General features: G+C 60.6%; 18 protein-coding genes. 10 read left to right on the top strand and 8 right to left on the bottom strand.

Features of this window, described 5'->3' with window-relative positions:
* Positions 1–19 precede the first annotated feature (19 nt).
* Positions 20–1,660, bottom strand: coding sequence for a methyl-accepting chemotaxis protein (locus ONG87_RS08250; protein WP_264382612.1), 1,641 nt, complete (start codon positions 1,658–1,660; stop codon positions 20–22).
* A gap of 249 nt (positions 1,661–1,909) precedes the next feature.
* Here ONG87_RS08250 and ONG87_RS08245 point away from each other — a divergent pair, with 249 nt between their 5' ends.
* Positions 1,910–3,502 (top strand): bifunctional diguanylate cyclase/phosphodiesterase, encoded by a 1,593-nt coding sequence (locus tag ONG87_RS08245; protein ID WP_264382611.1) that lies wholly within the window; start codon positions 1,910–1,912, stop codon positions 3,500–3,502.
* Here ONG87_RS08245 and ONG87_RS08240 read toward each other — a convergent pair.
* Entirely contained in the window at positions 3,493–4,515 is a 1,023-nt protein-coding gene (locus ONG87_RS08240) for an aldo/keto reductase (protein ID WP_264382610.1), read from the bottom strand. The genes ONG87_RS08245 and ONG87_RS08240 overlap by 10 nt on opposite strands.
* 221 nt (positions 4,516–4,736) lie before the next feature.
* On the opposite strand from ONG87_RS08240, the gene ONG87_RS08235 reads away from it, so the two are divergent.
* The 4 genes from ONG87_RS08235 (at position 4,737) to ONG87_RS08220 (ending at position 7,800) form a co-directional block, all read left to right on the top strand.
* Positions 4,737–4,961, top strand: a complete 225-nt coding sequence (locus tag ONG87_RS08235) for a hypothetical protein (RefSeq protein ID WP_122712920.1) — start codon at positions 4,737–4,739, stop codon at positions 4,959–4,961.
* A 144-nt stretch (positions 4,962–5,105) separates the two neighbouring features.
* Entirely contained in the window at positions 5,106–6,056 is a 951-nt protein-coding gene (locus tag ONG87_RS08230; RefSeq protein WP_264382609.1) for a fatty acid desaturase, read from the top strand.
* Positions 6,053–6,844, top strand: a complete 792-nt coding sequence (locus ONG87_RS08225; RefSeq protein WP_264382608.1) for a phosphate/phosphite/phosphonate ABC transporter substrate-binding protein — start codon at positions 6,053–6,055, stop codon at positions 6,842–6,844. The genes ONG87_RS08230 and ONG87_RS08225 overlap by 4 nt, the downstream gene beginning before the upstream one ends.
* A 68-nt stretch (positions 6,845–6,912) precedes the next feature.
* The gene (locus ONG87_RS08220) at positions 6,913–7,800 is read left to right on the top strand and encodes an alpha/beta fold hydrolase (protein WP_264382607.1); all 888 of its coding nucleotides are present in this window, start codon (positions 6,913–6,915) and stop codon (positions 7,798–7,800) included.
* Between the two features lie 104 nt (positions 7,801–7,904).
* On the opposite strand, the gene ONG87_RS08215 is transcribed toward ONG87_RS08220, so the two are convergent.
* The 3 genes from ONG87_RS08215 to ONG87_RS08205 form a co-directional block, all read right to left on the bottom strand.
* A complete protein-coding gene (locus ONG87_RS08215; RefSeq protein WP_264382841.1) occupies positions 7,905–8,702 on the bottom strand; it encodes a sulfite exporter TauE/SafE family protein in 798 nt (265 codons plus the stop codon).
* A gap of 4 nt (positions 8,703–8,706) precedes the next feature.
* Entirely contained in the window at positions 8,707–10,272 is a 1,566-nt protein-coding gene (locus ONG87_RS08210; RefSeq protein ID WP_264382606.1) for a bifunctional protein tyrosine phosphatase family protein/NAD(P)/FAD-dependent oxidoreductase, read from the bottom strand.
* Positions 10,273–10,377: 105 nt separating this feature from the next.
* A complete protein-coding gene (locus ONG87_RS08205; protein WP_122478691.1) occupies positions 10,378–10,707 on the bottom strand; it encodes a helix-turn-helix transcriptional regulator in 330 nt (109 codons plus the stop codon).
* Positions 10,708–10,799: 92 nt separating this feature from the next.
* Between ONG87_RS08205 and ONG87_RS08200 the strand changes: the two genes are divergently transcribed.
* The 3 genes from ONG87_RS08200 to ONG87_RS08190 all read left to right on the top strand — a co-directional run bounded on the left by ONG87_RS08200 (position 10,800) and on the right by ONG87_RS08190 (position 12,435).
* The gene (locus ONG87_RS08200; protein ID WP_122478693.1) at positions 10,800–11,663 is read left to right on the top strand and encodes an MBL fold metallo-hydrolase; all 864 of its coding nucleotides are present in this window, start codon (positions 10,800–10,802) and stop codon (positions 11,661–11,663) included.
* 200 nt (positions 11,664–11,863) lie between these two features.
* Positions 11,864–12,130 carry a type II toxin-antitoxin system RelE/ParE family toxin gene (locus tag ONG87_RS08195; RefSeq protein WP_264382605.1) on the top strand — a complete coding sequence of 89 codons (267 nt, stop codon included), beginning with the start codon at positions 11,864–11,866 and terminating at the stop codon, positions 12,128–12,130.
* An 8-nt stretch (positions 12,131–12,138) separates the two neighbouring features.
* On the top strand, positions 12,139–12,435 hold the full coding sequence (locus ONG87_RS08190; protein WP_122478697.1) for a HigA family addiction module antitoxin: 297 nt from the start codon (positions 12,139–12,141) through the stop codon (positions 12,433–12,435).
* Between the two features lie 162 nt (positions 12,436–12,597).
* On the opposite strand, the gene ONG87_RS08185 is transcribed toward ONG87_RS08190, so the two are convergent.
* The 3 genes from ONG87_RS08185 to ONG87_RS08175 form a co-directional block, all read right to left on the bottom strand.
* Positions 12,598–13,566: an XdhC family protein gene (locus ONG87_RS08185; protein WP_122478698.1), complete on the bottom strand. Its 969-nt coding sequence runs from the start codon at positions 13,564–13,566 to the stop codon at positions 12,598–12,600.
* A gap of 215 nt (positions 13,567–13,781) precedes the next feature.
* Positions 13,782–13,997, bottom strand: coding sequence for a hypothetical protein (locus ONG87_RS08180; protein ID WP_192054211.1), 216 nt, complete (start codon positions 13,995–13,997; stop codon positions 13,782–13,784).
* Positions 13,985–14,422, bottom strand: coding sequence for a rhodanese-like domain-containing protein (locus ONG87_RS08175; RefSeq protein ID WP_264382604.1), 438 nt, complete (start codon positions 14,420–14,422; stop codon positions 13,985–13,987). Before ONG87_RS08175 ends, ONG87_RS08180 begins: the two co-directional genes overlap by 13 nt.
* A 95-nt stretch (positions 14,423–14,517) precedes the next feature.
* Here ONG87_RS08175 and ftrA point away from each other — a divergent pair, with 95 nt between their 5' ends.
* Together ftrA and ONG87_RS08165 are read left to right on the top strand one after the other, a co-directional pair.
* The gene (gene ftrA / locus ONG87_RS08170) at positions 14,518–15,477 is read left to right on the top strand and encodes a transcriptional regulator FtrA (protein ID WP_264382603.1); all 960 of its coding nucleotides are present in this window, start codon (positions 14,518–14,520) and stop codon (positions 15,475–15,477) included.
* A gap of 595 nt (positions 15,478–16,072) precedes the next feature.
* Positions 16,073–16,957 carry an AraC family transcriptional regulator gene (locus ONG87_RS08165; RefSeq protein WP_240998817.1) on the top strand — a complete coding sequence of 295 codons (885 nt, stop codon included), beginning with the start codon at positions 16,073–16,075 and terminating at the stop codon, positions 16,955–16,957.
* Positions 16,958–16,997 lie beyond the last annotated feature (40 nt).

The following is a 16,997-nucleotide window of genomic DNA, read 5'->3' as shown; positions in this document are numbered from 1 at the left end:
TACTACTTCGCAGACGAATTCAGAGACGGAAGCGACCCACCAGATCGTTGAACGAGATGGCCAGGCGCGACAGATCTTGGGTCGATGCGCTGGTCTGGTGAGCGCCTGCGGCCGTCTGCGTCGATAGATCCTGGATGTTGATCAGATTCCGGTCGACCTCACGGGCCACGTGGGCCTGCTCTTCACAGGCGCTGGCGATGACCAGGTTGCGGTCGTTGATCTGTGCGATCCCGGTGGCGATGGATTGCAGCGCATCGCCGGTGGCCTTGGCCAATACCTGAGTGTCCCCCACCAGCCCCTGGCTCTTGCCCATGGCAGCGACTGCCTGGTCTGCCCGCGAACGCACTGCACCGATCATGCTTTCGATCTCGCCCGTGGACGACTGGGTACGTGCCGCCAGTGCCCTGACCTCATCGGCAACCACCGCGAACCCACGCCCCTGTTCGCCGGCGCGGGCCGCTTCGATGGCCGCGTTGAGGGCCAACAGATTGGTCTGTTCGGCGATACCGCGAATCACGTCAAGCACCTTGCCGATATCGCGCACCTGAACCGCCAGGTCTTCCACGATGGTGGTCGAGGACTGGATTTCGACGGTGGCATTGTTCACCGCTTCTACAGCATTGCGCGCCTGCGTCAGGCCATCGGTGGCCTGGCTGCTGGCGGTCTTCGAGGCTTCCGAGGTGGAAATGGCGTTGCGCGCGACCTCTTCCACGGCCGACGTCATCTCGGTGACGGCCGTGGCCGCCTGTTGAATCTCGTCGTTCTGACGCAGTAGCCCACGGCTGCCGTCTTCAGTGACCGCGTTCAACTCTTCGGCTGCCGACGCGAGCTGGTTCGAGGCGTCGGCAATCTGGTGAATGGTCGCCTTCAGACCTTCCTGCATTTCGCCGAGTGCGGCGAGCAGCTGTCCGGTTTCGTCACGGGCCGAGCTGCCGATGCTGTGGGTCAGATCACCCTTGGCAATCAATTTCGCGCTGGCCACCGCGGTAGCGATGGGCCTGCTGATCAGGCGGCTCATGAACAGCCCCAGTGCCAGTGCTGCCAGAAAGGCCAGCGCGATGCCGATGTAGAGCACGGTGATCGCCGCCCGCTCCTGCTCGTCGGCATCACGCGCGCCTTCCTGGATCTGCCGGTTGTTCGACTCGACCATCACGGTCAGCTCGTCCATGACGGTGCGATAGGCCGGCTGGATCTCGCCCGACATGAGCGAGCGCGCAGCCGAAACGTCACCGGCGTCCAGCACCGACAGCACTTTCTGCAGCTGCGCCTGATACAGCGGCCAGTCACGCTCCATCTTGTCGCCGGCGGCACGCTCGTCGTCGGCCAGTGGCGTCTTGCGGTACGCCGCAAAAGCCTTCTCGCTGTCAGCCAGGTTGGTGTTCATGCTCTGGCGAATCGAGTCCTTGACGGCCTGCGAATCGTTTTCCGCATGGGCGGCTATCAGGGCGTACAGGTCCTTGAGCTGGGCGATGGCCTTGCTCTTGGCTTCGGCCGTCTTGGCAACCGACACCAGGTTGTTCGAGAACACCCCTTTGAGGCTGTCCGACAGCTGACTGACGCCGCGGCTACCCAGCATGCCGACGCCGAGGGTAATGAACGCACACAACCCGAAGGCCGCAATCAGTTTGGAAGATAACTTTGCATCGCGAAGCCACGTCATACAGGTATCCTGTCAGGTCCACCAAAAAAAGCCCCGGGTTCGGCACTTTCCTTAGCGTCGTGGGCGGTATGAACCCGCTATCGGCATCGCCGCAGGAAGCTTGAATAGTGTTCGCAGGCCGTGTGGCCACTTGGGCCTACCTTCTGTCGTGGCGACCAAATGCACCTGCCATACGATCAGCGGTATGAACGCTTATGAGATGATGGCTGTCTGACATCACTCTATCCGCAAGACCTTGCGATGCCACCCATGAACGACCTCAACCGCCGTAATCCATGCCGCTTGCCGATGCTTCTATCGCTGACGCTGCTCACGATCGTGGGGCTCTCCATCCTGTGGGAGTTCCACCTCGAAGCCTATGTGATGCACTGGCTGAACCTGCCCTACGACGGTGACTTCGAAGATGCCGAACGCTGGCGTTTCGTGCTGACATCTTCGGGGTTCTCGATGATTTCGCTGATCGTGCCGACCATCGTGCTCAAGCGCATGGTCACCAGTACTCAACTCAGCTACCGGCGTCTGCAGCGGATCCAGTTTCAAACCGAAACCCTGGCCAAGTACGACTCCCTCAGCGCCTTGATCAACCGTCGCGGCTTCATGGACCTGCTGTGCGAACGGCTTGCACAGCACCGTTGCGTATCGATCATGCTGATCGACCTGGACCACTTCAAAGCCATAAACGACCAGCATGGCCACTCTGGCGGAGACAGCGTGCTGGTCGAGGTGGCCGACCGGCTCAAGCACATCGCACGCTTGCACGGTGGCACCGCCGCCCGACTGGGTGGGGATGAATTCTGCCTGCTGTTTCTGGACTACAGGGATGCGCGCGAGTTGAGCGACATTGCCGCAACCACCATCCAGCGGGTCAGCGAGGCCTTTGTCGAACCCTCCACCCCCGTGCGGCTGGGCGCGACCATTGGCATATCGCGTTCCTGGATCGATGCCACCGAGGCGTCCGCACTGCTGCACTGCGCCGATACGGCGATGTACCGGGGAAAGAACGCTGGCCGCTCCATGTTCAATTTCTACGACAATGAATACGAGCGGCAGCTGCGGGCCCAAGCCGACCTCGACCAAGCCCTCAGGCACGCGGTGGAGCGCGAGGAAATCGTGCCGTTCTTCCAACCCATCGTCACCCTTCCGTCGCAGACGATCGTAGGCTTCGAGGTGCTCGCACGCTGGGCCCGGCCCGACGGCAGCACCGGCATGCCTACCGACTTCATCCCGATACTGGAGCGCCTTGGCCTGATTCCGGCCATGACCCGCTCACTGGTCAAGCAGGCCTGCAGGGCGGCCAGCTTCTGGGACGACACACTGCACCTGTCGCTCAATGTCAGCGCCACCATGATCACCGACGAGCTGTTCCCCGATCGCCTGGCCGAGCAACTCAGGCATGAACGCTTCCCCTACGAGCGCTTCGAAGTGGAGATCACGGAAGAAGCGCTGGTGGGCAACCTCGACGCCGCCCAGCGGAACCTGAGCAAGCTGCACGCCTACGGCATCAGCGTGGCGCTGGACGACTTCGGCATCGGCTATTCGGGCCTGTACCATCTGACGCGGCTGTCCATCGACAAGATCAAGATAGACCGGTCCTTCTTCGAGGCCGGCAGCATTGACCACCTGCCCATGGTGGAAGCCATCCTGGGGATGGCACGCAGCCTGAAAATGAAGGTCACGGCCGAAGGCATCGAGGACTTCCACCTGCCCTACCTGCCGAAATGGCTGGCGGAAAATGGTTGCCACTATGCCCAGGGCTATCTATATGGCCGCCCACAGGCAGGGAGCACCATCGCCGCCGCCGTCCATGCCCCGTTGACGGTCTGCGCCGCAGCTCAGAACTGAACCCGACGCCCGGTCACCGGGTAGCTCGGGTCGGTGTAGCCAGGCGTCGAGCTATGGCCCGCCACCACCAGGGCGTCGATGAACGCCTCGTCCTCTGCGGTGAACCGGTACTGCAACGCCGGCACATAGTCGCGCCATTGCTGTTCGGTGCGAGGCCCGGCGATGGCCGAGCTGATCAATTGGTTGTTGAGCACCCAGGCCAGCGCGAACTGCCCCGAGGTGATGCCGCGGGCCTGGGCGTGATCCTTGATGCGTTGCGCCAGGTTCAGCGACTCTGGGCGCCACTCGGTCTGCTGCAGGCGCGGGTCGCTGCGCCCCGCCCGCGTGTCGACACCCGGTTCGGCACCGGGGTCGTATTTGGCGGTCAGCACGCCTCGCGCCAGCGGGCTGTAGGACACCACGCCGATGCCATAATGCTCGGCTGCCGGCAGATGCTCGGCTTCGATCTGCCGATTGGCCAGGTTGTACAGTGGCTGGCTCACGGTCGGCCGCTCGACCCCCAGCAGGTCTGCCACCCGGCAGAATTCGGCAAGCTTCCAACTGCTGTGGTTCGACAGCCCGTAGCCGCGGATCTTGCCGGCGCGAATCAGATCGGCCAAGGCGCGCACGGTCTCTTCCACCGGCGTGAAAGGGTCTTCACGGTGCACGTAGTACAGGTCGAGGTAATCGGTCTGCAAGCGGCGCAGACTGCCTTCCACCGACTCGATCACGCTGTGGCGCGAAGCCCCGCGCCCATTCGGCCCTTGCACACCGGGGTTGGGGTTGACGAACTTGCTCGACAGCACCCAGCGCGAGCGCTGGCCGGCGATCAGCTTGCCCACCGCGATTTCCGAAGCGCCGTCGTTGTAGTTGTTCGCCGTGTCGATGGCATTGATGCCCTGCTCCAAGGCATCGTCGACGATACGCTTGGCGGTGGCGTCGTCGGTCTGGCCGCCGAACATCATCGTACCCAGGGTGATTTCGGAAACCTGCAGGCCATGGCGGCCCAGGCGGCGGTATCTGACGTCGCTCATCGGAAAGTCCTCTTTTAGCAAAACAGCCGGCCATGCAAGGCCCTGTTCTTCGATGCTGGCGTATCCGATCCCATCCAGCAACATGATGGCCTATAGCCTCTATCGGAAAAGACTATTTAAGCTACGCGGGCCATGGCCGATAGACTGATCACACTCAAATGAAACAACGCTCATCCCGTGGCCAGGACGCCTACACCAAGATAGAGCCCTCGGAGCACCGCATGCCCACCACCCACATTACGGAAATGCAGGAAGACGTCCATGACGCGGCACGTCAGTTGGAAATGATCTACCAAATGCTCCGCGGCCACGCCCTGTTTCTGCGCAGCAGAAACATCGACCATCTCATAGATGATGTCTTGCTCGTTGAAAACCAGGCGGGCGCTCTGGCCTTGTCCATTCAAGATCTAAAAGGGGCCGCGTCCAGGATGGCCAAGGCGGCGTAGCTCGAAAAGCCTCGTATCCCACAAAGTCCAGTATACAAGCCTCTTATTCCATTCAGGAATTTACTGAAACCGTTTAGTGATTATCCAGGCATAAGCACCAATGCTAGTGTCGACGACATACCGATCAGCATTCGTGTCGTCCTTATGCCCAATTATCTCGATTCCCGTCACCGCCAATCGATCCTGAAACTGCAGAATACCTGGACCGCGCGCAGCGACTGGCCAACCTGGCTGCTGCTGCTCTGCACCTATGGCGCCTGGTGGGCGCTGATCGAATTCGGTTCGGCCATCGGGCGACCGCTCACCGTATTGCTGCTGGTGCCGCTGCTTACCTTGTGGATGTCGCTGCAGCATGAGCTTCTGCATGGCCACCCTACCCGCTGGCGCAGCGTCAACAAGGTCCTGGGCTATGCCCCGCTGGCCATCTGGTACCCCTACACGCTGTACCGCGACAGCCATCTGGCCCATCACCGCGACGAGACGATCACGCTGCCGCGCCACGACCCGGAAAGCCGATACCTCGATGCCCGGGCCTGGTCAGGCAGCGCGGGGCCCGGCCGGACGCTGCACTGGCTGAACAAGACCCTGCTGGGCCGTCTCTGCGTAGGCCCGGCCCTGGCGCTTGCCGGTTTGATTCACGAGCAGTGCGGCCGCCTGGTCCGCGGCGAGGCGCAAGCGTGGCTGATGTGGGGTGCTCATCTGCTCTGCGTGCTGACGCTGTTCGGGTTCATCAGCGCCCAAGGCGTGGCTGTCTTCGATTACCTGCTGGCGAGCATTCTGGCGCTGGCGCTGTCCATGGTTCGTTCCTACTACGAACATCGCCCTGCCGAGGCACCCGAGCAGCGCTCGGTGCTCAACGAGGCGGGCTGGCCGTGGCGCTGGCTGTTCCTCAACCTCAACCTGCACCTGGTGCACCACGACCTGCCGGGGCTGCCTTGGTACTACCTGCCCCGCGTGTACCGCGAGCGCCGCGCGGACTGGCTGCAACGCAGCGGACATTTTTTGGTCAATGGCTACAGCGAGCTGTTTCGGCGTTATGCCGTGTCCCCCGTCGACAGTCCTCTGCATCCTCTAGGTCGAGGCACCCAGCCATGAGCGCCGATGTAATCGCTGCACTGCCCATGTATCCCACGCCCGCCGTAATCGGTGAGGCGTACCAGCGCTGGCTGGAGGAAACCCTGCAGTTGCTGGGCACCGACCGCCCCAAGCCCTGGCCGGGTTCACTCGCGGAGCTGTGGCTGCATCCACGACTGTTGCTGGCGCAGACCTGCGGCTTGCCTTTGATCACCGAACTCAAGCATCGGGTCCGTATCGTCGGCCGACCTCATTTCGCGCTACCCGAGGCACAGGCCGGACAACATTGCAGCCTGCTGATCGCTCGCCTCGATGACCCACGGCAGACCCTCGCCGAATTCTTCGATTGCCGGGGCGCCTACAACAGCCTCGACTCCAACAGTGGCATGAACCTGCTACGCCATGCGCTGATCCCCCATGTGCGGGAGGGTCGGTTCTTCAAAAGCGTTCAAGCGACTGGCAGTCATCGCCAGAGCATTGCCCACGTCGCCACAGGCATCGCCGACCTGGCGGCCATCGACAGCGTGACCTTTGCCTATCTGGCTCGCCATGCCCCGAATGAAGTCGCCGGCGTGCGGGTCGTGGAACGTACGGCCAATGCGCCGACATTGCCGTATGTCACCAGCCTCCACGGGCCAGAGCCCGCACTGATCAGAACAGCCATGAACGCCGCTCTGGCCAACCTGCCCGAGGTCGCTGCAGTGTTGGGCATCGAGACGGTGCAGGACACAGTGCTGGACGATTACAACGTATTGCTCGGCTATCGGGATGACACTCGGCAAGTACTTACCCAGAAGGCGCTGTGGTAATCACCGTCGGCGGTGACGTGCAGTTGCCATTGTTGTCATACCCCCATTACCCGCAAGAGAATGCGACCGTGAAACAGATTCAAGCAGGCGTGCTCAACGTCGCGTATCGGGACATTGGCCCGGCCGACGGTCCGACAGTCGTGCTGCTGCACGGATTCCCCTATGACATCCATACCTACGACAGCGTGGCCGATCTGATCACGGCCGCCGGGTGTCGCTGCATCATTCCCTACCTGCGTGGCTACGGCGGGACCCGGTTCATCTCCGCCGACACCCCCCGCTCCGGAGAGCAGGCCGCGCTCGGCGCCGACCTGCTGGCGCTGATGGATGCGTTGAACATTCCTCAAGCCGTGCTCGCTGGCTACGACTGGGGGGGCCGTGCAGCCTGCGTGGTATCAGCCCTGTGGCCTGGGCGCGTCTCTGGATTGATCAGCTGCGAGCCTGGCTACAACATTCAGGACATCGCCCATTCGGCAAACCCCACCGAACCGGAGGCAGAGCAACGCTTGTGGTACCAGTACTACCTGCATGGCGCCCGTGGTTACGCAGGGCTGCAAGCCAATCGTGACGCGTTCTGCAAGCTGTTATGGAAACTCTGGTCGCCAGCCTGGGAATTCACCGACCAGACGTTTGCAGCAACGGCGCAATCGTTCCAGAACCCGGACTTCGTCGACGTGGTTACACATTCGTATCGGCACCGCTTTGGACTGGTCGATGGCGATCCGCAGTATGCGGCTATCCAGCGCAAGCTGGCGGATCAGCCCTGCATATCCGTGCCCACGGTCATACTGGCTGGAGCCAGCGATGGAGTTACACCTGTTCAAGAAGAGCGGCAGGCTCTACGTCGATTCACCGGGCCGGTTCGTCGCTCGATCCTGGAAGGGGTGGGGCATAACGTGCCGCAGGAGGCGCCGGCTGAATTTGCACGGGCGGCGTTGAGCCTGGTACGGGAGTGAAAGCAGCAAGCAAAGCAGACTGGCCGGGCTGCCATCCCTCTTGCCTGCTTAATAGAACGCGCAGCGCTGGTGCCGATGCGCGTACCGCAGTGGACGGCCGCCCATCAACCCACACTGCTGAAAACTTTGCCAAGCATGATCAGGCTCACGGCAACGCACAGCACGCAGAACATCTGCTGCAAAAGGCGCGCGGGCAAGTTTGGGACCGCGACCCGACCAGCGACCATCCCGGCAAGCGCCGAAACGGTGAACAAGGTGCCCGTCGAAGACAACGTAACCCCCTGGCTGAACATATGGCCAAGGGTACCCAGCGAGACCAATGCGACGACCATCAACGATGTAGCCACCACGCCATGCATACGCACGTCGCTAAACCTTCGAAAGGCGGGAACGATGAAAAAACCTCCTCCAACCCCCAGCAAGCCGGTCAGGAACCCCGAACCCGCGCCAATCGAAGCCAGCGTCGCCAGGCAGCGGGCATTCCAATCGAGTTTGCCCGTTGCAGGGTCGAGCATACAGTTGCGCTGCAGCGCGCCCTGGGCCTCGTCGTCGCGTCTGGACTGCAGGTACATTCGACACGCTACAACCAACATGACCAGCGCAAACACTGTCGTCAATGCTGTACCGGGTACGCGCGCGGCCACGTGAATCCCCAGAGGAGCTGCCATCCATCCGGCGGCAGCCATGGTGGCTGCTGCCTTGTAGCGTACCAGGCCCTGGCGCAACCCCTGCATCGCGCCGATCAAGGCAGCACTGCCAACCGCGAGCAACGCGACGGGCGTGGCCTGCGTCACCGACCAACCCAGACCCAGGGTCAGCGCCGGAATCGCCAGAATGCCACCACCTGCTCCGGTGAGCCCCAACACCAGACCGACACAGGCCCCCAATATGAATGTCAGCATCCGATCACTTCGAAGAGCAGTCGGTGAGCCACTCACGCCCTTTGAGCATGCCATTCCAATAGAACCACGGTAGCAATCGTGCCTTTAGGAACCACGCCGACCTACGCGCGATGGTCGGGTCCATTGGGAACGTTGGCAGCAATTTTCCGCCATAGCCGAACTCGGCCAATATGACCTTGCCGTTTTCGACCGTGAGCGGACACGAACCGTAACCGTCATAACGGCGAGGCGGTTCCAGGCCTTTGCGCAGTGCGATGAGGTTGTCTGCGACCACCACCGCCTGCTTGCGCGCAGCCGCTGCGGTTTTGGCGTTACTAGTGCCGCAGACATCCCCCAGGGCAAATATTTCAGGGTAGCGCGGGTGCTGCAACGTGGCTGGATCGACCGCCAACCATCCAGCCTTGTCGGCGAGCTCGCTGCGGCGGATCACATCCGGCGCTTGCTGCGGTGGCACGACGTGCAGTACATCGAAGCGTTTTTCCACGCGCGTCACGTTTCCGGCCGCGTCTGTCACATCGAACCATGCGGTCTTGCTCGGGCCATCGACCCTGACCAGATTGGACTGGAAGGCGAGTTTCGCGCCGTAGGCTTCGACATACTTCATCAGCGGGGCGACGAACGTGGCAACCCCGAACAGCACGGGAGCTGCCAGGTTGAACTCGACCGAAATCGACTGCAGCACGCCCTCCTTGCGCCAGTGATCACAGGACAGGTACATCGCCTTCTGCGGCGCGCCCGCGCATTTGATCGGCATGGGAGGCTGGCTGAACAAGACCTTCCCGCTGCGCAGCGAGCGCACCAGTTCCCAGGTATAGGGGGCCAGGTCGTGGCGGTAGTTCGACGTCACGCCATGCTTGCCGAGGGTGTCTTCAAGCCCTTGGATTTCTTCCCAGGCCAGTTGCAGACCCGGGCAGACGATGAGTTGCTGGTAGGCCAGCTCGCTGCCGTCGCTGAGCAACACCAGCTTGCGGTCTGGGGCGAAGGCCGACACCGACGCCTTGATCCAGCATGCGCCTTGAGGAATGACGCTTTGCATGGGGCGGACGGTGGCATCGATGGGGTAAGCGCCCCCGCCCACGAGCGTCCAGGCGGGCTGATAGTAATGTTCGGTGCCAGGTTCGACGATCGCAACGCGTAAAGACGAATCTCGCTTGAGCAGACCGGCCGCAACGGTGATACCGGCAGAGCCTGCGCCCATGACCACTACATCGTACTGCTGGGTCGGGGGGCTGCCTTTGGTTGCCGCCTCGTACAGCTTGGCGGACCGATTGCCGGTGCGGCAGTAGGCAAGCACCGGCTTGGGCAACTGCTCCAGAAGCGCGTTCAGCGCTTGAGCCTGTGCTGGCGTAGCACCGGAGCTCGCTACGGGTAGATATCGGAACTCCAGCCCCGACGCGACAGCCGCTCGTTGCATGGCCTGGTGGCTGGGTTGCTCAGCCCCACCTTCATCGTCAGGGCGATTGCAGATCAGGCTGGCGAACCCTTGAGCTCGCACCTCAGGCACATCCTGCGGATCGAGTTGGCCCGCCACCGAGAACGATGCGTCTATTCGCTTTATCACTTGCTCCATTACAAACCCCGGGCATAGCCACCGTGTGAGAGTTCCAACAACGCGCCCCGGCCGAGCCACGCGAGGTGCGATGGCGCAGCGACGAGCAACGGGTCATGCAGAGGCTTACTTCTTCAGCGCCTGGCCACAGTAAAGTCCCGACAAGGTCTGCATCAGCGAAACCACCTCGAAGCTGGCCAACGAGTAGTAGATGTACTTGCCCATTCTGCGGGTGTTGACCATTCCTTCGTCGCGCAGCACACCCAACTGCTGCGACAGCGTCGGCTGCCTGATCCCGGACAGTGCCTCCAATTCCCCTACGTTTCGCTCGCCCTGGGTCAATTGGCACAGCAGCAACAGACGGTCTTCGTTCGCCAAGGCCTTGAGCAAGGCACACGCCTTGGACGCGGAATCGCGCAACAGACCGATTTCTTCGGTGGACAATTGAGCAGTCATGGAAAGCCCCGATGGTTGACCGGTCGACAGTCTACGATTGAATAGTATATGTTTCAATATAGTGTAATGACGTGAATCGAAGAGGTTGCCCGATGACGGCTCAGATAGAAGGTTTCTACGACACCGCCACCTCGACGGTGAGCTATGTCATTTTCGAAGCGTCAGGGGGGGCATGTGCAATCGTGGATCCGGTGCTGGATTACGATGCCAAAGCCGGGCGGATCCGCACCGATAGCGCGGACCGCATCGTCGCCTTCGTGGACAGCCATGGGTTGCAGGTGCAGTGGCTACTGGAAACACACGCTCATGCCGATCACCTCTCGGCCAGCGCTTACCTCAAAGCCAAGCGAGGCGGCAAGATCGGCATCGGTGCGCAGATCACCGTCGTGCAGGGCGCGTTTCGGGATATCTACAACCTCGAACCCGACTTCCTGCTGGATGGCTCTCAGTTCGACACGCTGTTCGAAGCGGATGAGATCTTCCACGTCGGCAACATACCGGTGCAGGTTCTGCACGTGCCTGGCCATACGCCTGCGGACGTCGCCTATCGAGTTGGGGATACACAGGTCTTCGTCGGCGATACGCTGTTCATGCCGGATGTCGGCACTGCCCGATGCGATTTCCCCGGCGGGGACGCCGTACAGATGTATGGCTCGATCAAACGGCTGCTGAGCCTACCCCCCCAGACCACACTGTTCATGTGCCACGACTATCCTCCTGCCGACAGGGAAGCGTCCTGGATCACCACCGTTGCCGAGCAGCGCGCGAACAACATTCATGTCGGTGACGCGTCCGATCTTGAATCGTTCGTACGCATGCGCACAGCCCGCGATGTCAGCCTGTCGGTCCCGGCGCTGTTGCTGCCGGCGATCCAAGTGAATATCCGCGCCGGCAATCTGCCCCCTGCCGATGAAAGTGGGTTGTGCAGCCTGAAGATTCCTTTGAACAGGTTTTGAGAGCGTTTGTCGTGGTTAGGTAATGGCCTCAGTGAGCATGAGCGGAGCTGTTTCATCGCCACCTCGCTAGAAAGTATCGCCGAAACCCATCTCGAAATAGTTGCTCGAATGATTGCCGGACACCCTGTTCAACAATGAGTTGAATACGGCGTTGAAAGGCGTATGCTCGCTCTTAACGAATAACGTTAAGCGTTCAATCCATGATTCGAAGCTTTGCATGCGCCGATACGGAAGCACTTTTCACCACCGGCAGGACAAGGCGCTGGGCAGACATCAAGTCAGTCGCGGAGCGTAAACTGGCCGCACTGCATGCTGCGAAAGAGCTTCGAGACTTGCGCTCACCGCCCGGAAACCGGCTTCACACCTTGGAAGGTGACAGAGCCGGCCAGCATAACATGCAGTGGCGGGTATGCTTCATATGGACCCAGAACGGCCCTGAACACGTTGAGATTGTCGACTATCACTGAGGTGCATCATGTTCAAGAATGGCATGCGTCCCATACATCCCGGCGAGATTCTTCGCGAGGATTTCCAGCACGAAATGGGCTTCAGTGCCGCTGCTCTGGCCCGTGCTTTAGGCGTATCTACGCCGACCGTGAATAACATTCTGCTTGAGCGTGGTGGCGTATCGGCTGACATGGCCTTGCGCTTGGCCGTCTGCCTGGATACCACTGCAGAGTTCTGGCTCAACCTGCAAACAGCGTACGAGTTACGCAAGGCAGAGCTGGAGCATGGAGATGCGATTGCAGCGGTACAGCGCCTGGTTGCTTGAAATGAATCCAGATGCCCGCCAAGGGCGGGCTTCAGACACGCGCAGGCTCAAGCGCTCCATTATGACCTTCCATGGCGCTCCTGTTGCGCCGCTGAAAATTCCTGACCCACTCGCCTGCAAAAGCTTGGGGATCACCAGTCGCTGCACGGCAGGGATAATGGCTCAGAGCGAGTCCCGGGAGATGCCATTACTCACACGAACGATGTCAGCCATTACAGCCAGGGCAATCTCCGCCGGTGTCTTGCTTCCCAGGCTCAAGCCTACCGGTGCGCTGATACGGCTAATTGCCCGATCGTCCAGAGCGCCGATGCGGCGAACGCGTTCAAGGCGCTTTTCGCTGGTACGTCGTGAGCCCATGGCGCCGATGTAGAACGCGGGCGTTCGCACCGCTTCAAGTAACGTCAGATCATCCAGGCGTGGGTCGTGGGTGAGCGCGACAACGGCGGTGCCCGCGTGGCAGCCACCCTTGGCGATGAAGACCGCGGGTAGTTGCTCGATGACTTTCACCCCTTCCACGTGAAACCTGTGGAGCAGCTCGGTGCGCGGATCACAGACAATGACTTCATAGCCCAATGACACGGCGAAACTTGCGCAAAATTCTGCCACAGGCGACAGCCCCGCTATCAATAGCCGCCGCGCTGCGCCAATGCGAATGGCGACCTGCTGGTCGAATACTTCGACGGTTTGACCCTGCGCAGAAGAGGTGTCGAGTGCACGGTCGTCGCTGACCAGAGAAACGTTACGGATGATCCGTTGCTGGCCTTGCAGCGCGTGCAACATCGAGGAAAAGTGCTCGAGTGACTGACAGCCGGGGCCGAACTGCTCAACGAGTACGTCAAGGACGCCTCCACACGGCAGCTCCATTGAAGGCGCCAGACCTCCTTCGCCATATCGAACGATTTGGTTGTCGGGCCCGAACTCGTCACGCGCAAGACGCTCGAGGAAGTCGTCCTCGACACAACCGCCTGAAAGGGACCCGCAAAAACTTCCACTGGCCAGCGCAACCAGCATTGCCCCTGGCCCCCGTGGCGCAGAGCCAAACGTAGAAAGAACAGTGCAAAGCCACACGCACTGCCCCTGTTCAAGCCACTGCTGCCCTTGCTGGACTACTTGGAGGTCAAGGTTGTTCATGGGGCTTACGGTCCACTGTGTTTGCAGAAACCCGAGCGATGAGGTGGGCTGCGAATACCCGATTCAGTATGTGTTGGAGCGACTTTCCAAAGTTGCCCGATCCGCGCGGGTTATTGCCTATTTCTTGCGACCTCGAGGCTAAACCAAGCGCGATGCTGCGAGCTCGTCGAACCGGGCAATCATTGCCGCGAACCCGGAAGGTACTGACCTGGCGATCAGATGAGGATGGATGACACACTCATCCGGTGATAGTGGCGAAGTTCGCCGACCACCTCGCGCCCAAAGGCGCGCGCCAGCAGGCTTTGCTCATCCACTCTGAAATCATCCAGGTAGTCTTCGAATGCTGCCAAAGCGCGCATCAGTTCGATCAGTACAGGGACATCGGTCGCAGCGGCTGCGCGAACTGCCGAGCCTGAGGTCAGCACGCGCAAGAGATCGAAGTGGAGGTGCTCTGCACAATGTCGGTATTCGAGAGGCTAAGGCCTTCATCGAGCCAGCCGGTGACACCACCGATCATTTCCTTCACCGCATAACCGAGCTGAGCTATTCGTGCAGCTGCCCGGTGCACACCGTTACAGTGAGGGCCGGCACAGTAGACGACAAACAGGCTATCGGCAGGAAACTCGGCCAGGCGCTCGGTGGTGATGGTTTTTGTAGGTAGATTGACGGCGCCTGGAACGTGGCCATTGGCGAAGGCAGCGGTACCGCGCACATCAACCAATACGTAGTCGACCTGGCCGTTCTGCTGGCTGTAGTGGACGTCGGAACAGTCGGTTTCAAAGCGCAAGCGGTTACTGAAATGGGCAACGACTTCGTCGGCACTGGCGGGTGGGATTTGGCTGATCAAGCTGGTCATCGTCGTTCCTCGCAGAATTGAGTTTGGTCACTTTAGGCGCTTCGATGAGTGCGCTACAGTGGCCAACTCGACAGCCAGTGGGAATTTTCCGCCAAATGAATGAGTTTCCTGGTTTGGTAGCCATTTTGGCTTACGACGGGCTTTGTACGTTTGAATTCGGCATTGCCATCGAGATCTTCGCGCTCCCACGGCCGGAGTTCGACTTCGCCTGGTATCGACACTGCGTAGTCGCGGTAGACCAAGGCCCAATGCGCGCGCTGGGCGGCATTGCAGTTACCGCAGACGCGGGCCATGAAGCGCTTGGCGAGGCGGGCACTATCATCATCCCCGGATGGCGAAATCGCGATGAACCTCCACCCCACGCGTTGCTGGATGCACTTTGCAAGGCGCATGCACTCGGAGCGCGGCTGTTGTCTATCTGCTCCGGCGTTTTCGTGCTGGCAGCTGCCGGGCTCCTTGACGGGAAGCGCGCGACGACTCATTGGCGCTACTGCGACGAGCTTGCAACCCGTTTCCCGGCCATAGAAGTGGATTCAGCCGTACTCTACGTCGACAGCGGGCAGGTCATCACCTCAGCAGGCAGTGCTGCCGGTATTGACGCTTGCCTGCATCTGGTCGAGCGGGACTTCGGCGCCCATACCTCGAATACGGTAGCCAGACGCCTGGTCATGGCGCCGCTGCGTTCCGGAGGCCAGGCTCAGTTCATTCCCGCTCCGGTCGCCAGGGCATCCAGGCATGATCTGGCCCCGGTTCTGGACTGGGCGCGCGAGCATCTGAGCGAATCGCTGACAATTCCCGAGATGGCCGCCAAAGCATTGATGAGCGACCGAACGTTCCTGCGTCGCTTCAGTGAGGCAACGGGCATGACACCCAAAGGCTGGCTGCAACATGCACGCATGACTCAGGCTCGCTCGCTGCTTGAGAGCACAGTTCTCAATACCGAGCAAATCGCCGAGCGATGCGGATTCGCCTCGGTGGAAAGCTTCAGGGTGGCCTTTCGCAAGGCAGTCGGGCTTGCGCCATCGCTCTATCGAGACGGTTTTGGCCAGCGTTGAATCAGCTCACCCATGCGCTTTGGCGGCGATCCTGAAAGGTAATCACAGCTTTCTAAACATGCGCGCCCATCATCTCCGCAGGGTCAATCCGAAGAATTGGCGGCTACTGTATTGCGGCTGTGCAGCCCTGCATCCAGCTTTGTCGTTGGTACTGGTCTTTCAGAGGACGATGGTTTCACCGCTCAATAGCTACTGTGCACTCACAGATGCTTAGAGTGTCGAGCTGCAAGGCCGCGCATGCTACCTACCGGCGCACGGTTTGAGCTTCGTAACACCTTGCTACCTATGGCTTTGCTCTTTCTACCTACCCTTGGAATAGGCAACAAAGTCGTTTATTCAGGCAATTTACCCGCCGATTGCGTCTGCGATACTGACCTTCGGTGAAAGCCGATCGAGCAGCGTGCACAGCCTGCAAGCGCACCTCTGGCCTGATCCCCAAGACGCTTTTGAAACACCTACACTGGCTGGGGCGCCCTGGCGCTTTCTTGCGCATCTTTCCAGACGAAGCATGGAGGAAGAGCTTGTGGCTCGCCTTGAACACAGTAGCGATGCGGTCAACCCGCGCAACAGTTCTTCCGGCAATGCCGCCCCGCTCGTGGCCAACGATACCCGCAGGCTGGCCCAGGCCTTGAGCCGATGGGCACGCAGCGACGGTGATCACGAAACGCCCGTAGCCGGCCTGACACTGCACCGCCGTCACAAACTGACCATGCCATTGCACTGCATCTACGGCCTTGGCATCGGCCTGACCGTGCAAGGGCGCAAGCAGGTGATCGTCGGTGATGAACTGATGACTTATTCGCCCGGGCAGTCGATGGTCACCAGCATCGATATGCCGGTGATTTCCAATGTCATCCAGGCAAGCGTTGCACAGCCTTTTCTGGGCATGATGTTGACTTTCGAGAACGCTTTGGTCGTGGAAATTGCCGAGCGGCTTCAGTTGTCACAGCGGCTCAAGGACGAGGCGTTCAAGCCCTTGTCCGTGAATGAACTGGACAGTGGTGTTCTGGAGGCACTAGAGCGTTTGATAGCACTGTTCGATCAACCCGAGCTGCTCAAGTCCCTGGCCCCGCTGATCAAGGAAGAAATCATCATCAGACTGATGAATGGTGCCCATGGTCCGCACATTCTGCATGTTGTCAGCGCTGGGTCGCCGAGCCAGAATATCGCCAAGGCAGTGGCCTGGCTCAAGCTTCATTACACCCAGGCACTGCGCATGGATGACTTGGCTGCAACAGCCCACATGAGCCCGTCCACGTTTCGTCAGCACTTTCGCACCGTCACGGGAATGAGCCCGTTGCAGTATCAGAAGCAGTTACGTCTGCAGGCTGCGCGCCACTTGATGTACAGCGAGAACATCGACGCCAGCAGTGCCGGTGGTTTGGTAGGTTATGAAAGCTCTTCACAGTTCAGCCGCGAATACAGCCGCCTGTTCGGTCATCCGCCGCAGCGCGATATCAAGCGCATGCGGGTGCAGTAAGCCCGCCATGTCCGCGCCGGCTTATCTTCTCCGGCACGGA

The sequence above is a fragment of the Pseudomonas sp. MM227 genome, from assembly GCF_947090715.1.
Lineage (GTDB): Bacteria > Pseudomonadota > Gammaproteobacteria > Pseudomonadales > Pseudomonadaceae > Aquipseudomonas > Aquipseudomonas baltica.
The sequence above is the reverse complement of the archived record's forward strand: the minus strand, read 5'-3'. Positions and strand labels throughout refer to the sequence as shown.

What these genes read in the sequence shown, in the direction of transcription:
- ONG87_RS08200 (WP_122478693.1), top strand. Translation starts at nt 10,800, where the DNA reads ATGACGGCTCAGATAGAAGGTTTCTACGACACCGCCACCTCGACGGTG.
- ONG87_RS08190 (WP_122478697.1), top strand. Translation starts at nt 12,139, where the DNA reads ATGTTCAAGAATGGCATGCGTCCCATACATCCCGGCGAGATTCTTCGC.
- ONG87_RS08175 (WP_264382604.1), bottom strand. Translation starts at nt 14,422, where the DNA reads ATGACCAGCTTGATCAGCCAAATCCCACCCGCCAGTGCCGACGAAGTC.
- ONG87_RS08250 (WP_264382612.1), bottom strand. Translation starts at nt 1,660, where the DNA reads ATGACGTGGCTTCGCGATGCAAAGTTATCTTCCAAACTGATTGCGGCC.
- ONG87_RS08230 (WP_264382609.1), top strand. Translation starts at nt 5,106, where the DNA reads ATGCCCAATTATCTCGATTCCCGTCACCGCCAATCGATCCTGAAACTG.
- ONG87_RS08225 (WP_264382608.1), top strand. Translation starts at nt 6,053, where the DNA reads ATGAGCGCCGATGTAATCGCTGCACTGCCCATGTATCCCACGCCCGCC.
- ONG87_RS08210 (WP_264382606.1), bottom strand. Translation starts at nt 10,272, where the DNA reads ATGGAGCAAGTGATAAAGCGAATAGACGCATCGTTCTCGGTGGCGGGC.
- ONG87_RS08205 (WP_122478691.1), bottom strand. Translation starts at nt 10,707, where the DNA reads ATGACTGCTCAATTGTCCACCGAAGAAATCGGTCTGTTGCGCGATTCC.
- ftrA (WP_264382603.1), top strand. Translation starts at nt 14,518, where the DNA reads ATGAATGAGTTTCCTGGTTTGGTAGCCATTTTGGCTTACGACGGGCTT.
- ONG87_RS08240 (WP_264382610.1), bottom strand. Translation starts at nt 4,515, where the DNA reads ATGAGCGACGTCAGATACCGCCGCCTGGGCCGCCATGGCCTGCAGGTT.
- ONG87_RS08235 (WP_122712920.1), top strand. Translation starts at nt 4,737, where the DNA reads ATGCCCACCACCCACATTACGGAAATGCAGGAAGACGTCCATGACGCG.
- ONG87_RS08195 (WP_264382605.1), top strand. Translation starts at nt 11,864, where the DNA reads ATGATTCGAAGCTTTGCATGCGCCGATACGGAAGCACTTTTCACCACC.
- ONG87_RS08185 (WP_122478698.1), bottom strand. Translation starts at nt 13,566, where the DNA reads ATGAACAACCTTGACCTCCAAGTAGTCCAGCAAGGGCAGCAGTGGCTT.
- ONG87_RS08215 (WP_264382841.1), bottom strand. Translation starts at nt 8,702, where the DNA reads ATGCTGACATTCATATTGGGGGCCTGTGTCGGTCTGGTGTTGGGGCTC.
- ONG87_RS08245 (WP_264382611.1), top strand. Translation starts at nt 1,910, where the DNA reads ATGAACGACCTCAACCGCCGTAATCCATGCCGCTTGCCGATGCTTCTA.